Genomic DNA, 16,147 nt, shown 5'->3' on the forward strand with positions numbered 1-16,147 from the left:
ACCTCTGACGGGGTGTTTTTTTGTTGAAGAAAAAAGATTAATCTTGTTCAACGTGGAACATCAGCTTGTTTCCCACCAACAAAAAAACAGCGTAATCTAGGCTCACTTGAACCTGCTTACGCTGTTCTTAATAAAGTATGGACCGATTAGGAAAGGACGATTTCGACGGCACTGTTGAGTTCCGGAATCGTCGTCAGCTCATTCAGCACTTCTTTCTGCACGCCTTTGTCGACGGTCAGAATCATGATGGCTTCGCCGCCGATAATTTTCCGGCCGACCTGCATCGAAGCGATGTTAACGTCGTTCTTGCCGAGCAGCGTTCCGACTTGACCGATAATACCCGGTTTGTCGTTATGGGAAATCAGGATTTGATGACCCTCCGGAGCGATATCGACAGGGAACTTGTTCAGCTGCACGATCCGCTCGCCATAGCCGTTAAGCAGGGTGCCCGCTACCAGACGCTCTTCGTTTTCGGAGGTTTTGAGGGTCACGGTAAGCAGGTTCGTAAAGCCTTTGGATTTAGGAGCCGTGGATACAGCCACGTTGACTTCACGGTTTTTGGCAAGATGCATGCAGTTGACGATATTGACTTCGCTGCCAAGGTGATGGGCAAGCACGCCTTTGACGATATAGCGAGTCAGCGGAAGGGTGTCGATGTCGGACAAATCTCCCGCATAGTCCACATGAATTTCATGGATCGCCTGGTTTTTCGTAATTTGGGCGGCAAAGCTGCCCAGTTTCTCCCCGAGCGAGAAGTAAGGCTGCAGACGGCTCATGATGCTCGGTGCCACCGGCGGCATGTTGACGGCGTTCTTGAACGGCTCATCGCGCAGAATATGCAGCACTTCTTCAGAAACGTCAATGGCTACGTTCTCCTGGGCTTCGATGGTGGAAGCGCCGAGGTGAGGCGTAACGATAATTTTCGGATGGTTCAGGAACGGATGGTCCTGCTGCGGCGGCTCCGATTCAAACACGTCGAATGCGGCGCCGGCAACGATGCCTTCGTCGATCGCTTCAACCAGGGCCATCTCGTCAATGACGCCACCGCGGGCGCAGTTGATGATGCGCATACCCTTTTTCATCACTTCAAATTGCGGACGGGAAATCATATGACGGGTCTCCGGCGTAAGCGGCGTATGCACTGTCATAAAATCGGCATTCCGGATAATATCGTCCACGGTTGCCAGCTTCACTTCGAGCTTCTCGGCGCGTTCCTGGGTCAGGAACGGGTCGAATGCCAGAATGTTCATGCCGAACGCTTTGGCACGTTTGGCCACCTCGCTGCCGATTCGTCCCATACCCAGTACGCCGAGCGTTTTGTTGCGAAGCTCGACGCCAAGGAACGATTTGCGATCCCAGGTTCCGCCGATCGTTTTGGCATAAGCTTGTGGGATGTGACGGGCGAGTGCCATCATCATCGCAAAGGTATGCTCGCAGGTGGTTATCGTATTGCCGTCAGGGGCATTAATAACGATGATGCCTCGTTGGGTTGCCGCTTCGAGGTCGATGTTGTCCACGCCGACGCCGGCGCGGCCGACGACTTTCAGGCGGGTTCCCGCGGCCATAATTTTTTCGGTAACACGCGTTTGGCTGCGAACGAGAAGGGCGTCATAATCCCCGATGATCGCCGCAAGCTCGTCTTCGGAGAGCCCTGTATTTTTCTCTACCGTGACATCAGGTGCATCGACTAACTGCTGGATTCCGAGATCGCTGATCGGATCCGACACTAACACTTTAAACATTGGTTTCCATCCTCCTTAAATATCTAGAACGCTTATATATAAGGACATGTCCGATAGGAACATATCCGTGAAGCCGAAAGTGGAGCCGCTGAGCCTATGGGAGGCAATCAGGCGGACGCCTAAGCTCATTCCGTAAAGCAACGCGGTACTGTGCCAAAGGATGAACGTGCAGCTGGCCGGATTTTTCTCATTATTCTTAGTTGGACAACAAAAAAACTCCCGATCCGCATACTACTTCCGTAGTAAGGGACGAGAGTTATCGTGGTGCCACCCTAATTCACCGCCGTCTTCGCGAACGGCAGCCTCAAGGTCTTCCGATTGGAGACCTGATTGATAACGGAATCATCCGACTGCACCTACTGGATAGTTCAATGCAGTTGCTCTGGAACGCTAAAGATGACTTCTCTGTCACCGGTTTGCACCAACCACCGGCTCTCTGGAGACGATAAAGCCTCTTCTTTCCTTCATCGTGTTTCGCTCAATTAATTTTTCCATAATGTATCACGCCCCTATCAGGCGTGTCAATAGGTAAAAGTGCTTCCCTTGAATGTTCTGCTCTTAATCTGCTATGATTCTAATGCTGGGAGGACTTTTTTAACAAAGTTAAATCGTATATTTCGGGGGTCCCGCAGAACACAAACAGATGTTGGAGTAAAACCTCCACGTTGTGGGATGTTTGCAACCACTCTAGTAACAGAAACTTAATAGACAGGCAGGCCTCATCATGAAAAAAAGGAAATGGAAATTACCCAAAATTCAGCAGGCTAAGCCTGAACAGCTGAATGACCGTCTACTTCTGATCAATCTGTATATCACCCAGGGCCTAACCTTATTGATCGGTCTCGTATGGATTCTGCTGCAGCGAAGAAATCCGCTTGCCTTGTTTCAGCTTCAGCATCCCGGACAAGTTGCGGCATGGGGGCTTGGGCTGGCCGCCGTTATGTTTGCCGTCGATTTCCTCGTCTCCCGGATTACGCCGGAGGAAGTGATGGATGACGGCGGAATCAACAACATGCTGTTCCAGCGCCGTCCCGTATGGCATATTATAGTCATCTCCGCGGTCGTGGCGGTATGCGAGGAGCTGCTGTTCCGTGGAGCCGTACAGCATGCGTTCGGTCCGTATTGGACCAGTATATTATTTGCGGTCATTCACGTCCGGTATTTGAAGCACTGGATTCCAACCGGCTGGGTTTTTTTGAGCAGTTACGGCCTCGGATATATCTACATACATTCCGGAACACTGCTTGCCCCGGTCTTATGCCATTTTATGATTGATTGTGTATCCGGGCTAGTGATTCGATTTCGGAGGGAAGCATGAACAGCGAATTGAGCAGAGTTGAAACGTACAGAAAAAATCGGAAGAAGACCCCGGTAAAAAAGGCGCCTTCAGCCGGTGCCGCTAAACGGACTCCGCCCAAGTCCAAGGCAGCAGAGACGTCTTCAACACGGGCGGCCGGAACGCTGAGACGCGGAAAAACGGCAGGAAAAGCAGGAAAGCGGCCGGCGGCCGCCAGAACTGCTGCAGCCGCTTCCGTCTCGGCAGCCCCGCAGTCCCGTCGGAGTAACCGGACTGCCGGAAACAGGGAGACGGCCGACGAATCCACTGTTCCGGCAAGAGCGGACACTTACGGTTCCCGACGCATCAAGATCAGTAAATATTTTACGAACTCTTTAATCTTTTTATTTATCGGTTTAACGGCATTTCTTGTTTATTGGGGAATTAAGGGCGCCCCCCCGCTGGAGGACCTATGGTAACCCCCTGGCTCGTTTGGGCGGGGGCAGGCGTCGTGGCTGCGGCTGCAGCGCTTTACGCCAGGATGTCGTATGAGGCGAGGCTGGAGCTGGTTCAGCAGGCCGACGTGAAGCTGGAGAGGCTGCCAAAGCCCTTTGACGGCTGCAAGCTCATGTTCATATCGGATCTGCATAGCAGAAGGCTGACGGGGAAGACGATTCGGCAGCTGGCTGGAACGGTCGATTGGGTGATCCTTGGCGGGGATATTATGGAACGGAATGTACCGCTGAGCCAGGTGGAGCACAACTTAAGGCTGCTCGCCGAAATCGCCCCGGTGTATGCCGTATACGGCAACCATGATTATAAGGCGGATCCCGAAGGTTTGGAACAGCTGATGAACGCATGCGGAGTCACTTTGCTGCGGGATGAGAACGTTCCTCTGCAGCGAAACGGCGCGCGCATCTGGTTAACCGGTGTTGATTATCCGCGGTACAAACGAAACGCTTATCCCCCGGTTCCACATCTGCCTGTCCGTGATGCCGGTGCGGAATGCCGCATCCTTGCCGTTCATGACCCGGCTTGGCTGCAGAAGCAGAAGACCATCCAGGCGGACCTTGTGCTTGCCGGCCATACCCATGGCGGACAAATTACGCTGCCTTGGCTCGGACCGGTCCGGCTGAATCAATTTTACCGCAAGTATGCTTCGGGATGGTTTGAATTTGAACAGCCGGAAGCGGAGGTCCGCCGGCCGCGCATGCTGATCAGCCGCGGTTTCGGCACAAGACGCGTTCCGCTCCGCCTGTGCTGCCCTGCAGAAATGCATGTCCTTACGCTAAGGACAGAACCCATAGAAAAACACAATATAAACGAGTAAAAGCAGCCGATATGCCGGCTGCTTTTTTGTGCATTGCAGGATTCCTTACTTGATTTGAGTATCGATGCTTTCGGGATCTACAAAGGTGTAGCCTTTGCTTTCCAGTTTGGTAAGGAGCGTATCCAGCGCTTCAACGGTCCACGGAAGCTCATGCATTAAAATGTTGCTGCCGCTGTGCAGCTGGTCCAGCACGTTCGAGACAACCTTGTCGGCATTGCCGCTGCTTTTGGAGCTCATCGTCCAATCGAGCGAGCCGTTGGACCAGGTCATGTACAGGAGACCGTTCTCCTTGGCGATTTTCTTGCCGGTATCACCGCCAGCCCCATTAGGGGGACGGAAAAATACCGGCGCTTTGTCGACGGTAGCCTTGACGATCTGCTGCGTATCCTCGATTTGCCTGCGTACTTCGGCTTCGGGCTTATTTTTGAGGATGATGTGATCCCAGCTGTGGTTGCCGATGGTCTGCCCGCGGTCCGCTATTAATTTCAACAGCTCGGGATGCTGCTTGACGCGGTATCCATTGACAAAAAATATCGCCTTGGCGTGATGCTTGTCCAGCGTATCGATCAACCCGTTGATCATTTCGGCCTTTTTAGGGCCGTCGTCGAAGGTTAGCAGTACGACTTTTTTCGAAACCCCTTCAGCACTCGGAACGATGTCGTAAGCTTTATTCATGCGATACTGCACCTTTACCGCTTTTGTACCCGACTGCTGATCCTTAGAATCCGGCTTGGATGCGCTGCCTTGATTCGTTTGATCCTGTTTCGATCGATCTTGGGTTGTTTCCGGAGAATTTTCCGATCCCGATCCGCCGGGTTGAACGCCGGACGTCTCGTTTGTTGTGGTGCTGCCTGAATTGTTGGTATGTACTTCGCTTGTTTGAGCCGGAGGGACCGCCTTTTGGTCATTTTGTCCCTCGTTTCCGCAGGCGCTCAGGATGAGCAGTGAGCATAGAGCCAGCGCCGCCGTAATTTTAACCATGATTTCATCTCGCTTTCCTTAATTTATGCCGCATGAGCAGGACCATATTCGCTCAAAATATATTCGACTTCATCCCATAAGGAGGTTGTACCTAAATGAACACTTCTGCTTTTATTGGCGGTATTTTGATTGGTGCTGCTGCAACGACGCTGTTGTCCAGAAACCGGGGACGCAACATGATTACGTCCGTCATGGGAGGCAATGCCAAGGACAAAATGATGGACATGGCGAACATCGGCATGGGCTCGTCCCATCGTCACGACACTCATGGTTCTCACAACGATTCGTATTCCAAGGGATCGAGCGTCACCCAAATTAAAGATTTTATCCGCACCAATCCGGATGTCAAGCGGGAAGTGGACATGATTCTGAAAGAGACAAATACGGTGATACCTGGATTGTAAACGCGTCAAACCCATTAGAATCATTTAAAGGGCGGTTATCCGCTCCAAATGATTCTTTTTTTGTCCATTTTACAGCGTGCATTTATGGTTATATAATGATAACATACTTACATAGAACTATTTTCAGCACATATTATGGGAGACATCATAATTTGTTATAACAATGCTTACAAGGAGGATCCTGTCATGAAAATAGAACGCTTAAGCTCAGATAAGATACGGATTTTCCTTACGTTTGACGACCTGAGTGAACGGGGCATCCAGAAGGAGGACATGTGGCAAGAAATCCCGAAGGTGCACGAGCTGTTTACCGAAATGATGGATCAGGCCTATAACGAACTGGGCTTTGATGCAACGGGACCGCTCGCCGTGGAAGTGTTTGCCCTTCCTGCTCAAGGAATGGTCGTCATCGTGACCCGGGGGAAATACGATCATCATCAGTACAGTCAACTGGGTGAAGATGAACTCCCTGAAGAAGTTTACGAAATGGAAGTCACGCTTGAACAAAGCGACTCCATCGTGTATGCTTTTAACGACTTCGAAGTGCTGATCGAAGCTGCACACGTACTTCAACGACATATCACCGAAGCCGGGCGGCTTTATCATTATAGAGATAAATGGGTACTGTACATGGACCCAGAAGAAATCGACGCTAATCAGCTTCCTTCGCTGATCGCGGTTCTTGCCGAGTTCGGAGAAGCTGCATCCTATACGGAAGCCGTACTTGAGGAATACGGCAAAGTCGTCATTGCCGAGAATGCGGTTGACGTCATTTGCACACATTTCAAGCGCCAGGATTAACACCGTTATCCTGATCGAGACATCCCATGAGGATTCATCTTCATGGGATGAACTTTGCTTTGAAGCTGGAGTTACATTCGACAGGGCCGCTAAGGTCACTGCCAGGAAGTGGAGGGATTAAGAACGGTGCTTTTGTTTTCGGTTATTGCGTCGGCATTGGCGCCGGGACTTGCCCTACTGACCTATTTTTATTTAAAGGACAGATACGATCAGGAACCGCTGCTTATGGTGATCAAGGTGTTTCTGCTTGGTTTTATGATCGTGGTTCCGGTCATGATCATCCAGCGGGGCCTTACAACGGGGCTCGGCGGCAATCCGTATCTGGATTCTTTTGTCATATCGGCGTTTGTTGAGGAATTTTTGAAATGGTTCGTGCTGTTTCACATGATATACAACCATACGGAGTTTGACGAGCCGTACGACGGAATCGTGTATGCCGTAGCGATTTCGCTGGGCTTCGCGACTGTGGAGAATGTGATGTATGCCTGGTACAGCCACGCATCCTTCGGGGCGATGTTCCTGCGGGCGCTGCTTCCGGTATCGGGGCATGCCATGTTCGGGGTAATGATGGGTTATTACCTCGGCAGAGCGAGGTTTTCGACCGGAGCCAAGGCCAAGCGTTTTCTGGTCTATTCGATGATCATTCCGTGGTTCTGGCACGGGGTCTACGACTTTATTCTAAGCACGATGACGCATTATTGGATCTGGTTTATCGTCCCGCTGATGGCTTTTTTATGGTACGGAGGCATGGGCAAGGTATACCGGGCCAACAACCGCTCCCCTTTCCGTTTCCTGAAGCGGGAGGAAGAGGTTAATACGTAATTTAATTGGGCACACTTTATCCTAAGAAGTTACAATCCGCATTCGGATACAATCTTTTTAGGATGGAGGTGTCCTTTTTTGCGTGTCAAAGTAAAAATCGTCTGCAGGCAATGCGGGGAACGCTACGTGCTGCGCGGCAAAAAAGAACGCGGAAAGATCGAAACCGGCTTCAAGCAGTGCCTGTGCAACAACCAAAGCCAGTTCGATATCGAAGAAGACCCGTTTTAAACCGATACCTGGGAAACGATGCATAAGACTCCTTTCTTCTAGTCAAACTAACACCAGCTTTAAGTTGATGAAAGGAGACTTCACATGTACAAGCGATTAAGCGCTGTTTTATTTCCCATAGTCACCCTGTTTATGATCGGAGCGTTTGTGTGGGGGTACCAAGAGAACCAGGAGAAGAACGCCGTGCTGATCAAGGCGGAAAACCAGTATCAGCGGGCTTTTCATGACCTGTCCTATCATATGGACCGCCTGCACAGCGAGCTTGGCAATACACTGGCCGTAAGCTCGGCTTCCAATGCGATGCACCGGAAAGGGCTGGTCAACGTGTGGCGGCTGACAAGCGAAGCGCAGAACGAAATCAACCAGCTGCCGCTCACCATGCTGCCGTTTAACAAAACCGAAGAGTTTCTGTCCAAAATATCGAAGTTTTCCTACCAGACCTCCATGCGGAATTTGGATAAAGAGCCGCTGTCAAATGAGGAGATCAAAAACCTGAAGGCGCTCTACGCCAACTCCGGACAGATCACCAAGGATCTCCAGGACGTGCAGTCCAAGGTGATCAGCAACCGGCTGCGCTGGATGGACGTGGAAAGCGCGATGGCCACGGAAGACAAGAAGCTGGACAACACCATTATCGACGGCTTCAAAACGGTAGACAAAAGGGTCGGCGAATACCCGGAATTGAACTGGGGTCCGTCGGTATCCAGCATCTATGATAAGCGGTCGGTGAAAAAGCTGTCCGCACAGCCGGTATCTCCCGAGGATATCAAGCGCAAAGCAGCCGAGTTTGCCGGCGCGGGAGGAGGCCAATCCAACGTTCAAGTTACCGAAAACGGTAAAGGAACCGAATGGGCGTCCTACACCGCCACCGTCAGCTCCAACAACCGGCCAGCTCCACTGTCGCTGAACTTCACTCGTCAAGGCGGCCACTTGATTTCCTTTTCCGATAACCGGGAGGTCGGGCCGAAGGCGGTTACGATGGAGGAAGCCCGCAAGAAGGCAGATCAGTTTCTGCAAAGCAAAGGTTATAAGGATATGACGGCCGTTACAGCAGACCAGTATGATAATATGGGCAACTTCACATATGTGCGCAAGCAGGACGGTGTACTGGTGTACCCGGAAAAAATGACGGTTCGGGTCGGGCTCGATAACGGCGAGGTGACCGGGTTCCAGGCCAGCGATCTCGTTTACGAGCAATCCCAGGCGCGGAAAATTCCAAAACCGAAGCTGACCTTGAGCCAGGCGCGGAAGAAGCTGAATCCCGAGTTTAAGGAAAACTACAACCGGCTGGCACTGATCAAGGACGATTCGGGCCAAGAAGCTCTCTGCTACGAATTCGGAGGCAACATTAACGGCTCCAGATACCGGATATACATGGATGCCAATGACGGCTCTGAACGGGTCGTAGAGGAGCTCAAGGATTCGGATAAAAAAGCGGTGAAATAGGCAAAAAGTTGCAAGGATCAAGTGATGAGCAAAGCCTCTCGGATCAGCCGAGGGGCTTTTTATATTGCGCAAAAACACTGCTTACCTATGAACAAAGACATGGTATAATCAGGATAGAATGCTATTTTACAGGCTGGCGGTGAATTTGTTGTTTCCTAAAATCAGCGATCAATTGTTTATCTCCGTGGATTCCGGAGACCAGAAAGAAGCGGGGTTGGAGTACAAGTCCCGCATCACGGATTTGGAGGACGAGTCCATTCTGATGGAGGTGCCCATCCAGGAAAAAACCGGACAGCTGAAGCGGCTGCACATGGGTGACGAGCTTTCGGTGTATTTTTTGACCGACGGCGGCGTTAAAAATTATTTCAATACTTACGTGCTCGGCTTCAAGGAAGACGTCGTCCGCATGGTTAGAATCCGCAGGCCTGAGCCCGAGTCGATCGGTAAAGTCCAGCGCCGAAGCTTTTTACGCGTCAATGCCGGATTGGAGGTGGCGGTCCAGACCGAACACAATATCCGCTTCGTCACGCGTACAGAAGATGTCGGCGGGGGCGGCATTTCCTTTTATAGCGACGCCGACAAGGCGATCCGTGAAGGGGACATGCTGTCCTGCTGGGTGCTCGTACCGTATAAGAACGGGAACCTGGAGCATGTTCCGTTTAAAGGCAGCGTCGTCCGGATCCAGCAGCTCGACAACGGCCGGAAAATCGTGATGCTGAAGTTTGAAGCCATTACGGATATGGAGCGGCAGAAGCTGATCCGGTACTGCTTCGAGCGCCAGTTTGATTTCCGGAACCGTTGAGAGATCGGGTGAGGGAATATTTTGCTCCGCCAAGGATACACTAGTAGGAAAATTCAGGGAGTGTATCTAATGGATGAACAGGATCGCGTTCGGCAGTATCTCCGGCTGTTCGGGGAATGCTTTGACGTTTTGTCCAAATGGGTCAAAAGGGCATTGATTGTGCTTGTCATTATGCTGATCCTCATACAGGGGGCGCTTCATATCAAGCCGGTCAGACCTTACTTGTCCCCGGTGTACAAGCTTGACGGCATCCCTGTCAAAGAGCGGGATGTCAGGGATTGGAAAGAGTAAAATGGAGGGACGTTTTTGCATCGGAATAGGTTGTGTGGTATAATTTTCTCGACGCAGGCAATGCCTGCTTTTTTCTTGAGGCTTATGTTTGAGGAGGAATGCCCCTTTGGTTAGGCAGGGGACAGAGGATAACTTGAAAATCAACATTGCGATCGATGGACCTGCCGGGGCCGGCAAAAGCACGATTGCCCGCCTGGTGGCGAGAGCCCTCTCGTACATATACGTGGACACCGGAGCCATGTATCGGGCCGTAACGTGGTTTATGATGGAACAAGGAATTGGACCGGAATTTCCTGAAAAAGTGCTTCAACTCACCCAAAAGATGGTGATTGAATTAATACCCGGGGAAGACGGGCAGAAAGTTCTGGTCAACGGCGAAGATGTGACCCCTTACATCCGTTCTTTGCAGGTAAACGGGATGGTATCCCAATACTCGCAGATTGAAGGAGTAAGACGCCACCTCGTTGCGCTGCAGCAGCAGATGGCTCTGCACAAGGGCATAGTGATGGATGGACGAGATATCGGAACGACCGTGCTTCCCGATGCCGAAGTGAAGATTTTCATGACGGCAAGCGTCAAAGAGCGTGCTCTCCGCCGGTACAAGGAAATGAACGATGCGGAAGGATTGACACTTGAACAGCTTGAGAAGGATATCGAAAGACGTGACCGTCTGGACGCAGAGCGCGAAATTTCGCCGCTTCGCTGCGCGGATGACGCCATAGTCCTGGATACGACGCATATGGATATACCTCAGGTTGTCGACACCATCGTTGATTACTGCAAAACGTACAGGGGTGGGGAGAAGAATTGAAGATTTACGTTTTTTGCCGGGATATCCTTAGGGCAATATTCACCTTGTTGTACCGCTTTGAAGCGGTCGGCACGGAGAATATCCCCAAAGAAGGCGGGGTGCTGCTCTGCTCCAATCACAAAAGTCTGCTCGATCCGATATCCGTAGGGATCAAAGTGAAGCGGCAGGTCAAGTTCATGGCCAAGGAAGAATTGTTCAAAGTTCCCGTACTGGGATGGCTGATCACCCAGTTCGGAGCGTTTCCCGTCAAGCGGGGGGGAGTCAGCAAAGAGTCCTTCAAGACCTCCATCTCCATTTTGCGCGGCGGTGAAATCATGGGCATCTTTCCGGTAGGCACGCGCTTCTCCGATACTGGCGCCGCCAAGAAAGGGGCCGCCATGTTTGCGCTCCGCGGCAATGCCGCCGTCGTGCCGGCCGCGATTATCGGCGATTACAAGATTTTCAGAAAAATGAAAATCGTGTACGGACAACCTATCATCCTGGATGACCTGAAAAGCGGTGAGGTGGATGGCGATCCGCTCGAGCTGGTGACAGAACGCATCATGGATCGGATCCATGAAATGGAGAAGACCGGAAGACCTTCGGGGAATTAGCCGGGCGTGCATGAACACAAGCACTTATTGGAAACATATGATTCGTACTGCTTTATGATGTTTTGAACTCTGCGTCAGCAGGTTTGAATAAATGGGTTTTTTTGAATTGAGGAGGGTATTGACATGTCGGAAGAAACGAAAAATCAAGAAACTGCAGAAGCGGTAAACCAAGAGGAATTGGATCAATTCGTATCCTTGAAAAAAGGGGACACCGTGAAAGGCACGATCGTCAAACTGGAGGACAACCAAGCTTATGTAAGCATTGGATATAAATATGACGGCGTCATTCCGGTCCGCGAACTGTCTTCCGTACACCTTGACAACGCATCCGAAGCGGTGCAGGTTGGTCAGGAAGTGGAATGCAAGGTTGTCAGCATCGACGACGAGAAGGAAAGACTCGTTCTTTCCAAGCGCGCGATCGACAGCGAGAATGCTTGGGATGAGCTCGAGAAGCATTTCGAAGCTCAGGACGCTTTCGAAGTTACCGTAGCTGACGTGGTAAAAGGCGGTCTCGTCGCAGACGTGGGCGCACGCGGATTTATCCCGGCTTCCATGGTAGAGCGCCATTTCGTTGAAGACTTCAGCGACTACAAAGGCCGCACGCTGCGCGTGAAGGTGAAAGAGCTTGACCGTGAGAACAACAAAGTGATCCTGTCGCAAAAAGACGTTCTCGAAGAAGAGTTCGAAGCCAACAAGCAAAAAGTGATGGGTGAGCTCCAAGAAGGACAAGAAATCGAAGGTACGGTACAGCGTCTGACTCAATTCGGCGCCTTTGTTGATGTGGGCGGCGTTGACGGACTGGTTCACGTGTCCGAAATGGCTTGGCATCATGTGGACAAACCTTCCGATGTCGTGTCCGAAGGCGATCAAGTGAAGGTAAAAGTGCTCAAAGTTGATCCGGAAAAAGGCAAAATCAGCCTGAGCATCAAGGCTGCCCAGCCAGGACCATGGGAATCCGCAGCCGACAAGTTCCATACCGGCGATGTAGTAACAGGCGAAGTGAAGCGTCTTGTCACTTTCGGTGCTTTCGTTGAGCTGGCGCCAGGTGTTGAAGGACTTGTTCATATTTCGCAAATTTCCCATAAGCACATCGGCACACCGCATGAAGTGCTCAAAGAAGGCCAAGAAGTTCAAGTCAAAATCTTGGACATCAACACGGCTGAAAAGCGCGTAAGCCTGAGCATCAAGGAAACCGAGGAAGCTCCTGCGGCAGCTCCAAGACCGGAAAGAGCGCCGAAGAGCAGCGCGCACAAGGATGATCTGAAAGACAACCCGAACGTATCGCTCAGCAACCAAGGCCTCAGCATTACACTCGGTGAACGTTTTGGAGACAAACTCAGCAAATTCAAATGATTTGGGCCTCCAAAATTGAAATCGGTGAACCCTTACACGGGTTTACCGATTTTTTTTTAGATTAGCAAGTATGCTGACTCGGGGAAAATTGGTTCGAGATGTTGGATCATGAAAGCCAAAGAATCGGTCATGCATGGTTCTGTGTATGCTTTGGAAAAATACAATTAACATTCGGCTATTCCTATGAAAGGTTAGCCAAAAGAAACGTTTTTTGCTATGATGATTATCGTAAGAATTGACAGGAGGAGTGACTATGGCAAGACCCGTAGTGGCAATCGTGGGCAGGCCTAATGTGGGGAAATCCACCATTTTTAACCGTTTGGTCGGGGACAGGCTGGCCATTGTAGAAGATAAGCCGGGCGTGACGCGTGACCGGATTTACAGCGTTGCCGAATGGAACGGCAAACCTTTCAGTGTCATTGACACGGGAGGTATTGAAATTGACGGTGACGATGTCATATTGAAATCGATCCGTATGCAGGCTGAGCTTGCTATCGAAGAAGCCGACGTCATCGTCTTTATGTGCGATGCCAAGAGCGGCGTAACCCAATCTGATGAAGAAGTAGCCCAGATGCTTTTCCGGTCCGGAAAACCGATCGTGCTGGCCGTAAACAAAGTGGACAATTTGCAGCGCAATGACGACATTTACGAGTTTTACAGCCTCGGTTTTGGGGACCCGATCGCGATATCCGGCAGTCACGGAACCGGGATCGGCGATCTTCTGGACGCTATTGTAGATATTTTGCCAGACCTGACGGATGACGAGTACGATGAGGACGTGATTCGGGTTGCACTGATCGGACGGCCGAATGTCGGCAAATCGTCGCTCGTGAATGCGATCCTTGGCGAAGAACGCGTCATTGTCAGCGATATTGCGGGAACGACCCGGGATGCCATTGACACTCCGTTTGAGCGGGACGGGCAGCGTTACGTGCTGATCGATACCGCCGGTATGCGCAAACGCGGAAAAGTATACGAAACGACCGAGAAGTACAGCGTAATGCGGGCGATGCGTGCCATCGAAAGAGCGGATGTGGTGCTTGTCGTCATTAACGGCGAAGAAGGGATCATCGACCAGGATAAGCATATTGCTGGTTACGCTTACGAGGCCGGCAAAGCTTCTCTTTTTGTCGTCAATAAATGGGACGCCGTCGAGAAGGATGACAAGACGATGCACCAGTTTGAGAAAAAGATCCGCGATCACTTCCTGTTTATGACCTATGCGCCGATTCTGTTTCTGTCCGCCAAAACAAAGCAGCGGCTCCACAAGCTTCTGCCGGTCGTTCAGCACGTCGCCGAGCAGCATTCGCTGCGGGTGCAGACGCATCTCTTGAATGACGTCGTATCCGACGCCGTGGCGATTAATCCGCCTCCGACGGACAAGGGGCGCCGTCTGCGTATCAACTATGCGACGCAGGTTGCGGTCAAGCCGCCGACGATGGTCATTTTCGTGAACGATCCGGAACTGATGCACTTCTCTTACGAGCGTTATTTGGAGAACAAGATCCGGTCTGCTTTTGATTTTGAAGGAACGCCTATACGCATCTTTACTCGGCGCAAATCGGATGAAAGTTAGGGGAGAATAGCTTGGTTCTACAGATCATCGCCATTATACTGAGTTACTTGCTCGGTTCCATCAGCTTCAGCGTCGTCCTTGCCAAGCTGCTGAAAGGGATCGACATCCGCCAGCACGGTAGCGGTAATGCGGGAGCGACGAATACGCTGCGCATACTGGGGAAGGGACCGGCCGTTCTGGTCCTGGCGCTGGACGTCCTCAAAGGAATCGCGGCGGTCTGGATCGGCGTGTGGATGGGCGGAGGCGAGGCATGGGTTCCCGCATTATGCGGCATCGGTGCGATCGTCGGGCATAACTGGCCGGTGTATTTTCACTTCCGCGGGGGCAAAGGCATCGCGACGACCATTGGCGTCATGGCGACACTGAGCTTTCTGCCAGCACTGTATGCCGGCATTATCGCCATTCTGCTGATCGTGGTTACACGGTACGTGTCGCTGGGATCGCTGGTGTTCGTGGCGCTTACGCCTGTGTTTTTGCTCATTTTGGGTTATGCCTGGCCGATTTTTTGGACCAGTCTCATTATTTGTTTATTTGCCTTCTGGAGACATCGGAGCAATATTGTGAAAATTCTTCAGGGCCGGGAAAACAAAATCGGATCCGGAGGGCCCAAAGGGGGTAAAGGGATTGTCAAATAAAGTGGCTGTATTGGTCGCGGGCAGCTGGGGAACGGCTTTGGCCAGCGTGCTGGCTGCAAACCATCCGGAGGTGGTGCTGTGGAGCCGAAATCCGGATCAGGTCAAGGAAATCAATGAGCAGCATACCAACAACCGCTATCTGCCTGACGCTCAGCTGCCGGTCAATCTGAAAGCGACAAGCGACATGGGGGAAGCGGTGTCAGGGGCGAAGGCCGTAGTTATCGTAGCCCCATCCAAAGCGATGCGGCAGGTGGCGCGGGACTTAAGCGCTCATTGGCAGAAGGATATGCTCGTGATCCATGCGACGAAAGGTTTTGAGACCGAAACGTTGAAGCGGATGTCTACGGTCATCGCTGAAGAGCTGGGCTGCGAAGAGGGAAGAATCGTAGTCATGTCCGGTCCAAGCCATGCGGAGGAGGTTGTCAAGCGATGCCCGACCACCGTTGTGGTCGCATCACTGACCGAGAGTGAGGCGGTCGCCGCGCAGGACTTGTTTATGAATTCCGACTTCCGCGTATACACCAACCGGGATATGGTCGGGGTGGAACTCGCGGGAGCGCTGAAGAACATCATTGCCCTCGGTGCGGGCATGTCGGATGGACTTGGCTTCGGGGACAACGCAAAAGCGGCGCTGCTGACGCGAGGCTTGGCTGAAATCACCCGGATCGGCGTGGAAATGGGAGCGAACCCGCTTACGTTCTCCGGCCTCGCGGGCGTCGGAGACCTGGTGGCCACGGCAACGAGCAGGCACAGCCGGAATTGGCGGGCAGGCTCCATGCTTGGTCAAGGCAAAAACCTCGATGAGGTGCTGGATTCGATGGGCATGGTGGTGGAAGGTGTCCGGACGACCCAAGCGGCGCATGACATCTCGAAAAAATACGGCGTACAGATGCCGATAGCTGATCAGCTGTACCACGTGCTCTTTTTGAACCGGAATCCGCGCATTGCCGTCGAGGCGCTCATGGGCCGGGACCCGAAGACCGAAATGGAGACGATGAAGCTGGAAACGTGGGAGCAGTGGCACCGTTAATGCTTATTCACCTTTTTCCGCACTTC

The 16,147-nt window shown here is 51.9% G+C and carries 18 protein-coding genes and 1 other annotated feature; of the genes, 16 read left to right on the plus strand and 2 right to left on the minus strand.

Translation table 11 applies throughout. The annotated features are described in order from the left end of the window. Positions 1-146: 146 nt before the first annotated feature. The gene (gene serA, locus ABID47_RS02870; RefSeq protein WP_076170068.1) at positions 147-1,742 is read right to left on the minus strand and encodes a phosphoglycerate dehydrogenase; all 1,596 of its coding nucleotides are present in this window, start codon (positions 1,740-1,742) and stop codon (positions 147-149) included. A gap of 242 nt (positions 1,743-1,984) precedes the next feature. Continuing rightward, positions 1,985-2,219 (minus strand) — a binding site (T-box leader). A gap of 247 nt (positions 2,220-2,466) precedes the next feature. On the opposite strand from serA, the gene ABID47_RS02875 reads away from it, so the two are divergent. Genes ABID47_RS02875 through ABID47_RS02885 form a run of 3 tightly spaced genes read left to right on the plus strand, consistent with a single transcriptional unit; the run spans position 2,467 to position 4,348 of the window. Next, positions 2,467-3,060 carry a CPBP family intramembrane glutamic endopeptidase gene (locus ABID47_RS02875; RefSeq protein WP_076170069.1) on the plus strand — a complete coding sequence of 198 codons (594 nt, stop codon included), beginning with the start codon at positions 2,467-2,469 and terminating at the stop codon, positions 3,058-3,060. Then, positions 3,057-3,497 (plus strand): hypothetical protein, encoded by a 441-nt coding sequence (locus ABID47_RS02880; protein ID WP_354494872.1) that lies wholly within the window; start codon positions 3,057-3,059, stop codon positions 3,495-3,497. Before ABID47_RS02875 ends, ABID47_RS02880 begins: the two co-directional genes overlap by 4 nt. Continuing rightward, positions 3,491-4,348 carry a metallophosphoesterase gene (locus tag ABID47_RS02885; RefSeq protein ID WP_354494873.1) on the plus strand — a complete coding sequence of 286 codons (858 nt, stop codon included), beginning with the start codon at positions 3,491-3,493 and terminating at the stop codon, positions 4,346-4,348. The genes ABID47_RS02880 and ABID47_RS02885 overlap by 7 nt, the downstream gene beginning before the upstream one ends. A 45-nt stretch (positions 4,349-4,393) precedes the next feature. On the opposite strand, the gene ABID47_RS02890 is transcribed toward ABID47_RS02885, so the two are convergent. Further along, positions 4,394-5,329 (minus strand): polysaccharide deacetylase family protein, encoded by a 936-nt coding sequence (locus ABID47_RS02890; protein WP_354494874.1) that lies wholly within the window; start codon positions 5,327-5,329, stop codon positions 4,394-4,396. Positions 5,330-5,424: 95 nt separating this feature from the next. On the opposite strand from ABID47_RS02890, the gene ABID47_RS02895 reads away from it, so the two are divergent. From ABID47_RS02895 to ABID47_RS02955, 13 genes are all read left to right on the plus strand, one after another. Beyond that, positions 5,425-5,733: a hypothetical protein gene (locus ABID47_RS02895; protein ID WP_354494875.1), complete on the plus strand. Its 309-nt coding sequence runs from the start codon at positions 5,425-5,427 to the stop codon at positions 5,731-5,733. A 186-nt stretch (positions 5,734-5,919) separates the two neighbouring features. Beyond that, positions 5,920-6,534, plus strand: coding sequence for a genetic competence negative regulator (locus ABID47_RS02900; RefSeq protein WP_076170074.1), 615 nt, complete (start codon positions 5,920-5,922; stop codon positions 6,532-6,534). A gap of 126 nt (positions 6,535-6,660) precedes the next feature. Then, a complete protein-coding gene (gene prsW / locus ABID47_RS02905) occupies positions 6,661-7,356 on the plus strand; it encodes a glutamic-type intramembrane protease PrsW (protein ID WP_076170075.1) in 696 nt (231 codons plus the stop codon). Between the two features lie 78 nt (positions 7,357-7,434). Beyond that, positions 7,435-7,584, plus strand: a complete 150-nt coding sequence (locus ABID47_RS02910) for a hypothetical protein (RefSeq protein ID WP_163879344.1) — start codon at positions 7,435-7,437, stop codon at positions 7,582-7,584. A gap of 84 nt (positions 7,585-7,668) precedes the next feature. Then, the gene (ypeB, locus tag ABID47_RS02915; protein ID WP_354494876.1) at positions 7,669-9,030 is read left to right on the plus strand and encodes a germination protein YpeB; all 1,362 of its coding nucleotides are present in this window, start codon (positions 7,669-7,671) and stop codon (positions 9,028-9,030) included. Positions 9,031-9,178: 148 nt separating this feature from the next. Beyond that, entirely contained in the window at positions 9,179-9,832 is a 654-nt protein-coding gene (locus tag ABID47_RS02920) for a flagellar brake protein (RefSeq protein WP_186320208.1), read from the plus strand. A gap of 69 nt (positions 9,833-9,901) precedes the next feature. Continuing rightward, on the plus strand, positions 9,902-10,123 hold the full coding sequence (locus ABID47_RS02925) for a hypothetical protein (RefSeq protein WP_147306251.1): 222 nt from the start codon (positions 9,902-9,904) through the stop codon (positions 10,121-10,123). A 106-nt stretch (positions 10,124-10,229) separates the two neighbouring features. Next, positions 10,230-10,934, plus strand: coding sequence for a (d)CMP kinase (gene cmk, locus ABID47_RS02930; RefSeq protein WP_076170078.1), 705 nt, complete (start codon positions 10,230-10,232; stop codon positions 10,932-10,934). After that, the gene (locus tag ABID47_RS02935) at positions 10,931-11,527 is read left to right on the plus strand and encodes a lysophospholipid acyltransferase family protein (protein ID WP_397343897.1); all 597 of its coding nucleotides are present in this window, start codon (positions 10,931-10,933) and stop codon (positions 11,525-11,527) included. The genes cmk and ABID47_RS02935 overlap by 4 nt, the downstream gene beginning before the upstream one ends. Positions 11,528-11,650: 123 nt before the next feature. Beyond that, complete coding sequence (gene rpsA, locus ABID47_RS02940; protein WP_076170079.1) at positions 11,651-12,880, plus strand: 30S ribosomal protein S1; 1,230 nt, start codon at positions 11,651-11,653, stop codon at positions 12,878-12,880. Between the two features lie 253 nt (positions 12,881-13,133). Next, complete coding sequence (gene der, locus ABID47_RS02945; protein ID WP_089548060.1) at positions 13,134-14,456, plus strand: ribosome biogenesis GTPase Der; 1,323 nt, start codon at positions 13,134-13,136, stop codon at positions 14,454-14,456. A gap of 11 nt (positions 14,457-14,467) precedes the next feature. Beyond that, entirely contained in the window at positions 14,468-15,091 is a 624-nt protein-coding gene (plsY, locus tag ABID47_RS02950) for a glycerol-3-phosphate 1-O-acyltransferase PlsY (protein ID WP_076170081.1), read from the plus strand. Next, positions 15,081-16,121: an NAD(P)H-dependent glycerol-3-phosphate dehydrogenase gene (locus tag ABID47_RS02955; protein WP_076170082.1), complete on the plus strand. Its 1,041-nt coding sequence runs from the start codon at positions 15,081-15,083 to the stop codon at positions 16,119-16,121. Before plsY ends, ABID47_RS02955 begins: the two co-directional genes overlap by 11 nt. The last annotated feature ends 26 nt before the right edge of the window (positions 16,122-16,147 follow it).

The organism is Paenibacillus favisporus, assembly GCF_040545415.1.
Taxonomy (GTDB): domain Bacteria; phylum Bacillota; class Bacilli; order Paenibacillales; family Paenibacillaceae; genus Paenibacillus_AQ; species Paenibacillus_AQ favisporus.

Excerpts from the sequence above, each read along its gene's own strand:
- serA (WP_076170068.1), bottom strand. The coding sequence starts at position 1,742 with ATGTTTAAAGTGTTAGTGTCGGATCCGATCAGCGATCTCGGAATCCAG.
- ABID47_RS02875 (WP_076170069.1), top strand. The coding sequence starts at position 2,467 with ATGAAAAAAAGGAAATGGAAATTACCCAAAATTCAGCAGGCTAAGCCT.
- ABID47_RS02880 (WP_354494872.1), top strand. The coding sequence starts at position 3,057 with ATGAACAGCGAATTGAGCAGAGTTGAAACGTACAGAAAAAATCGGAAG.
- ABID47_RS02885 (WP_354494873.1), top strand. The coding sequence starts at position 3,491 with ATGGTAACCCCCTGGCTCGTTTGGGCGGGGGCAGGCGTCGTGGCTGCG.
- ABID47_RS02890 (WP_354494874.1), bottom strand. The coding sequence starts at position 5,329 with ATGGTTAAAATTACGGCGGCGCTGGCTCTATGCTCACTGCTCATCCTG.
- ABID47_RS02895 (WP_354494875.1), top strand. The coding sequence starts at position 5,425 with ATGAACACTTCTGCTTTTATTGGCGGTATTTTGATTGGTGCTGCTGCA.
- ABID47_RS02900 (WP_076170074.1), top strand. The coding sequence starts at position 5,920 with ATGAAAATAGAACGCTTAAGCTCAGATAAGATACGGATTTTCCTTACG.
- ypeB (WP_354494876.1), top strand. The coding sequence starts at position 7,669 with ATGTACAAGCGATTAAGCGCTGTTTTATTTCCCATAGTCACCCTGTTT.
- ABID47_RS02925 (WP_147306251.1), top strand. The coding sequence starts at position 9,902 with ATGGATGAACAGGATCGCGTTCGGCAGTATCTCCGGCTGTTCGGGGAA.
- rpsA (WP_076170079.1), top strand. The coding sequence starts at position 11,651 with ATGTCGGAAGAAACGAAAAATCAAGAAACTGCAGAAGCGGTAAACCAA.
- der (WP_089548060.1), top strand. The coding sequence starts at position 13,134 with ATGGCAAGACCCGTAGTGGCAATCGTGGGCAGGCCTAATGTGGGGAAA.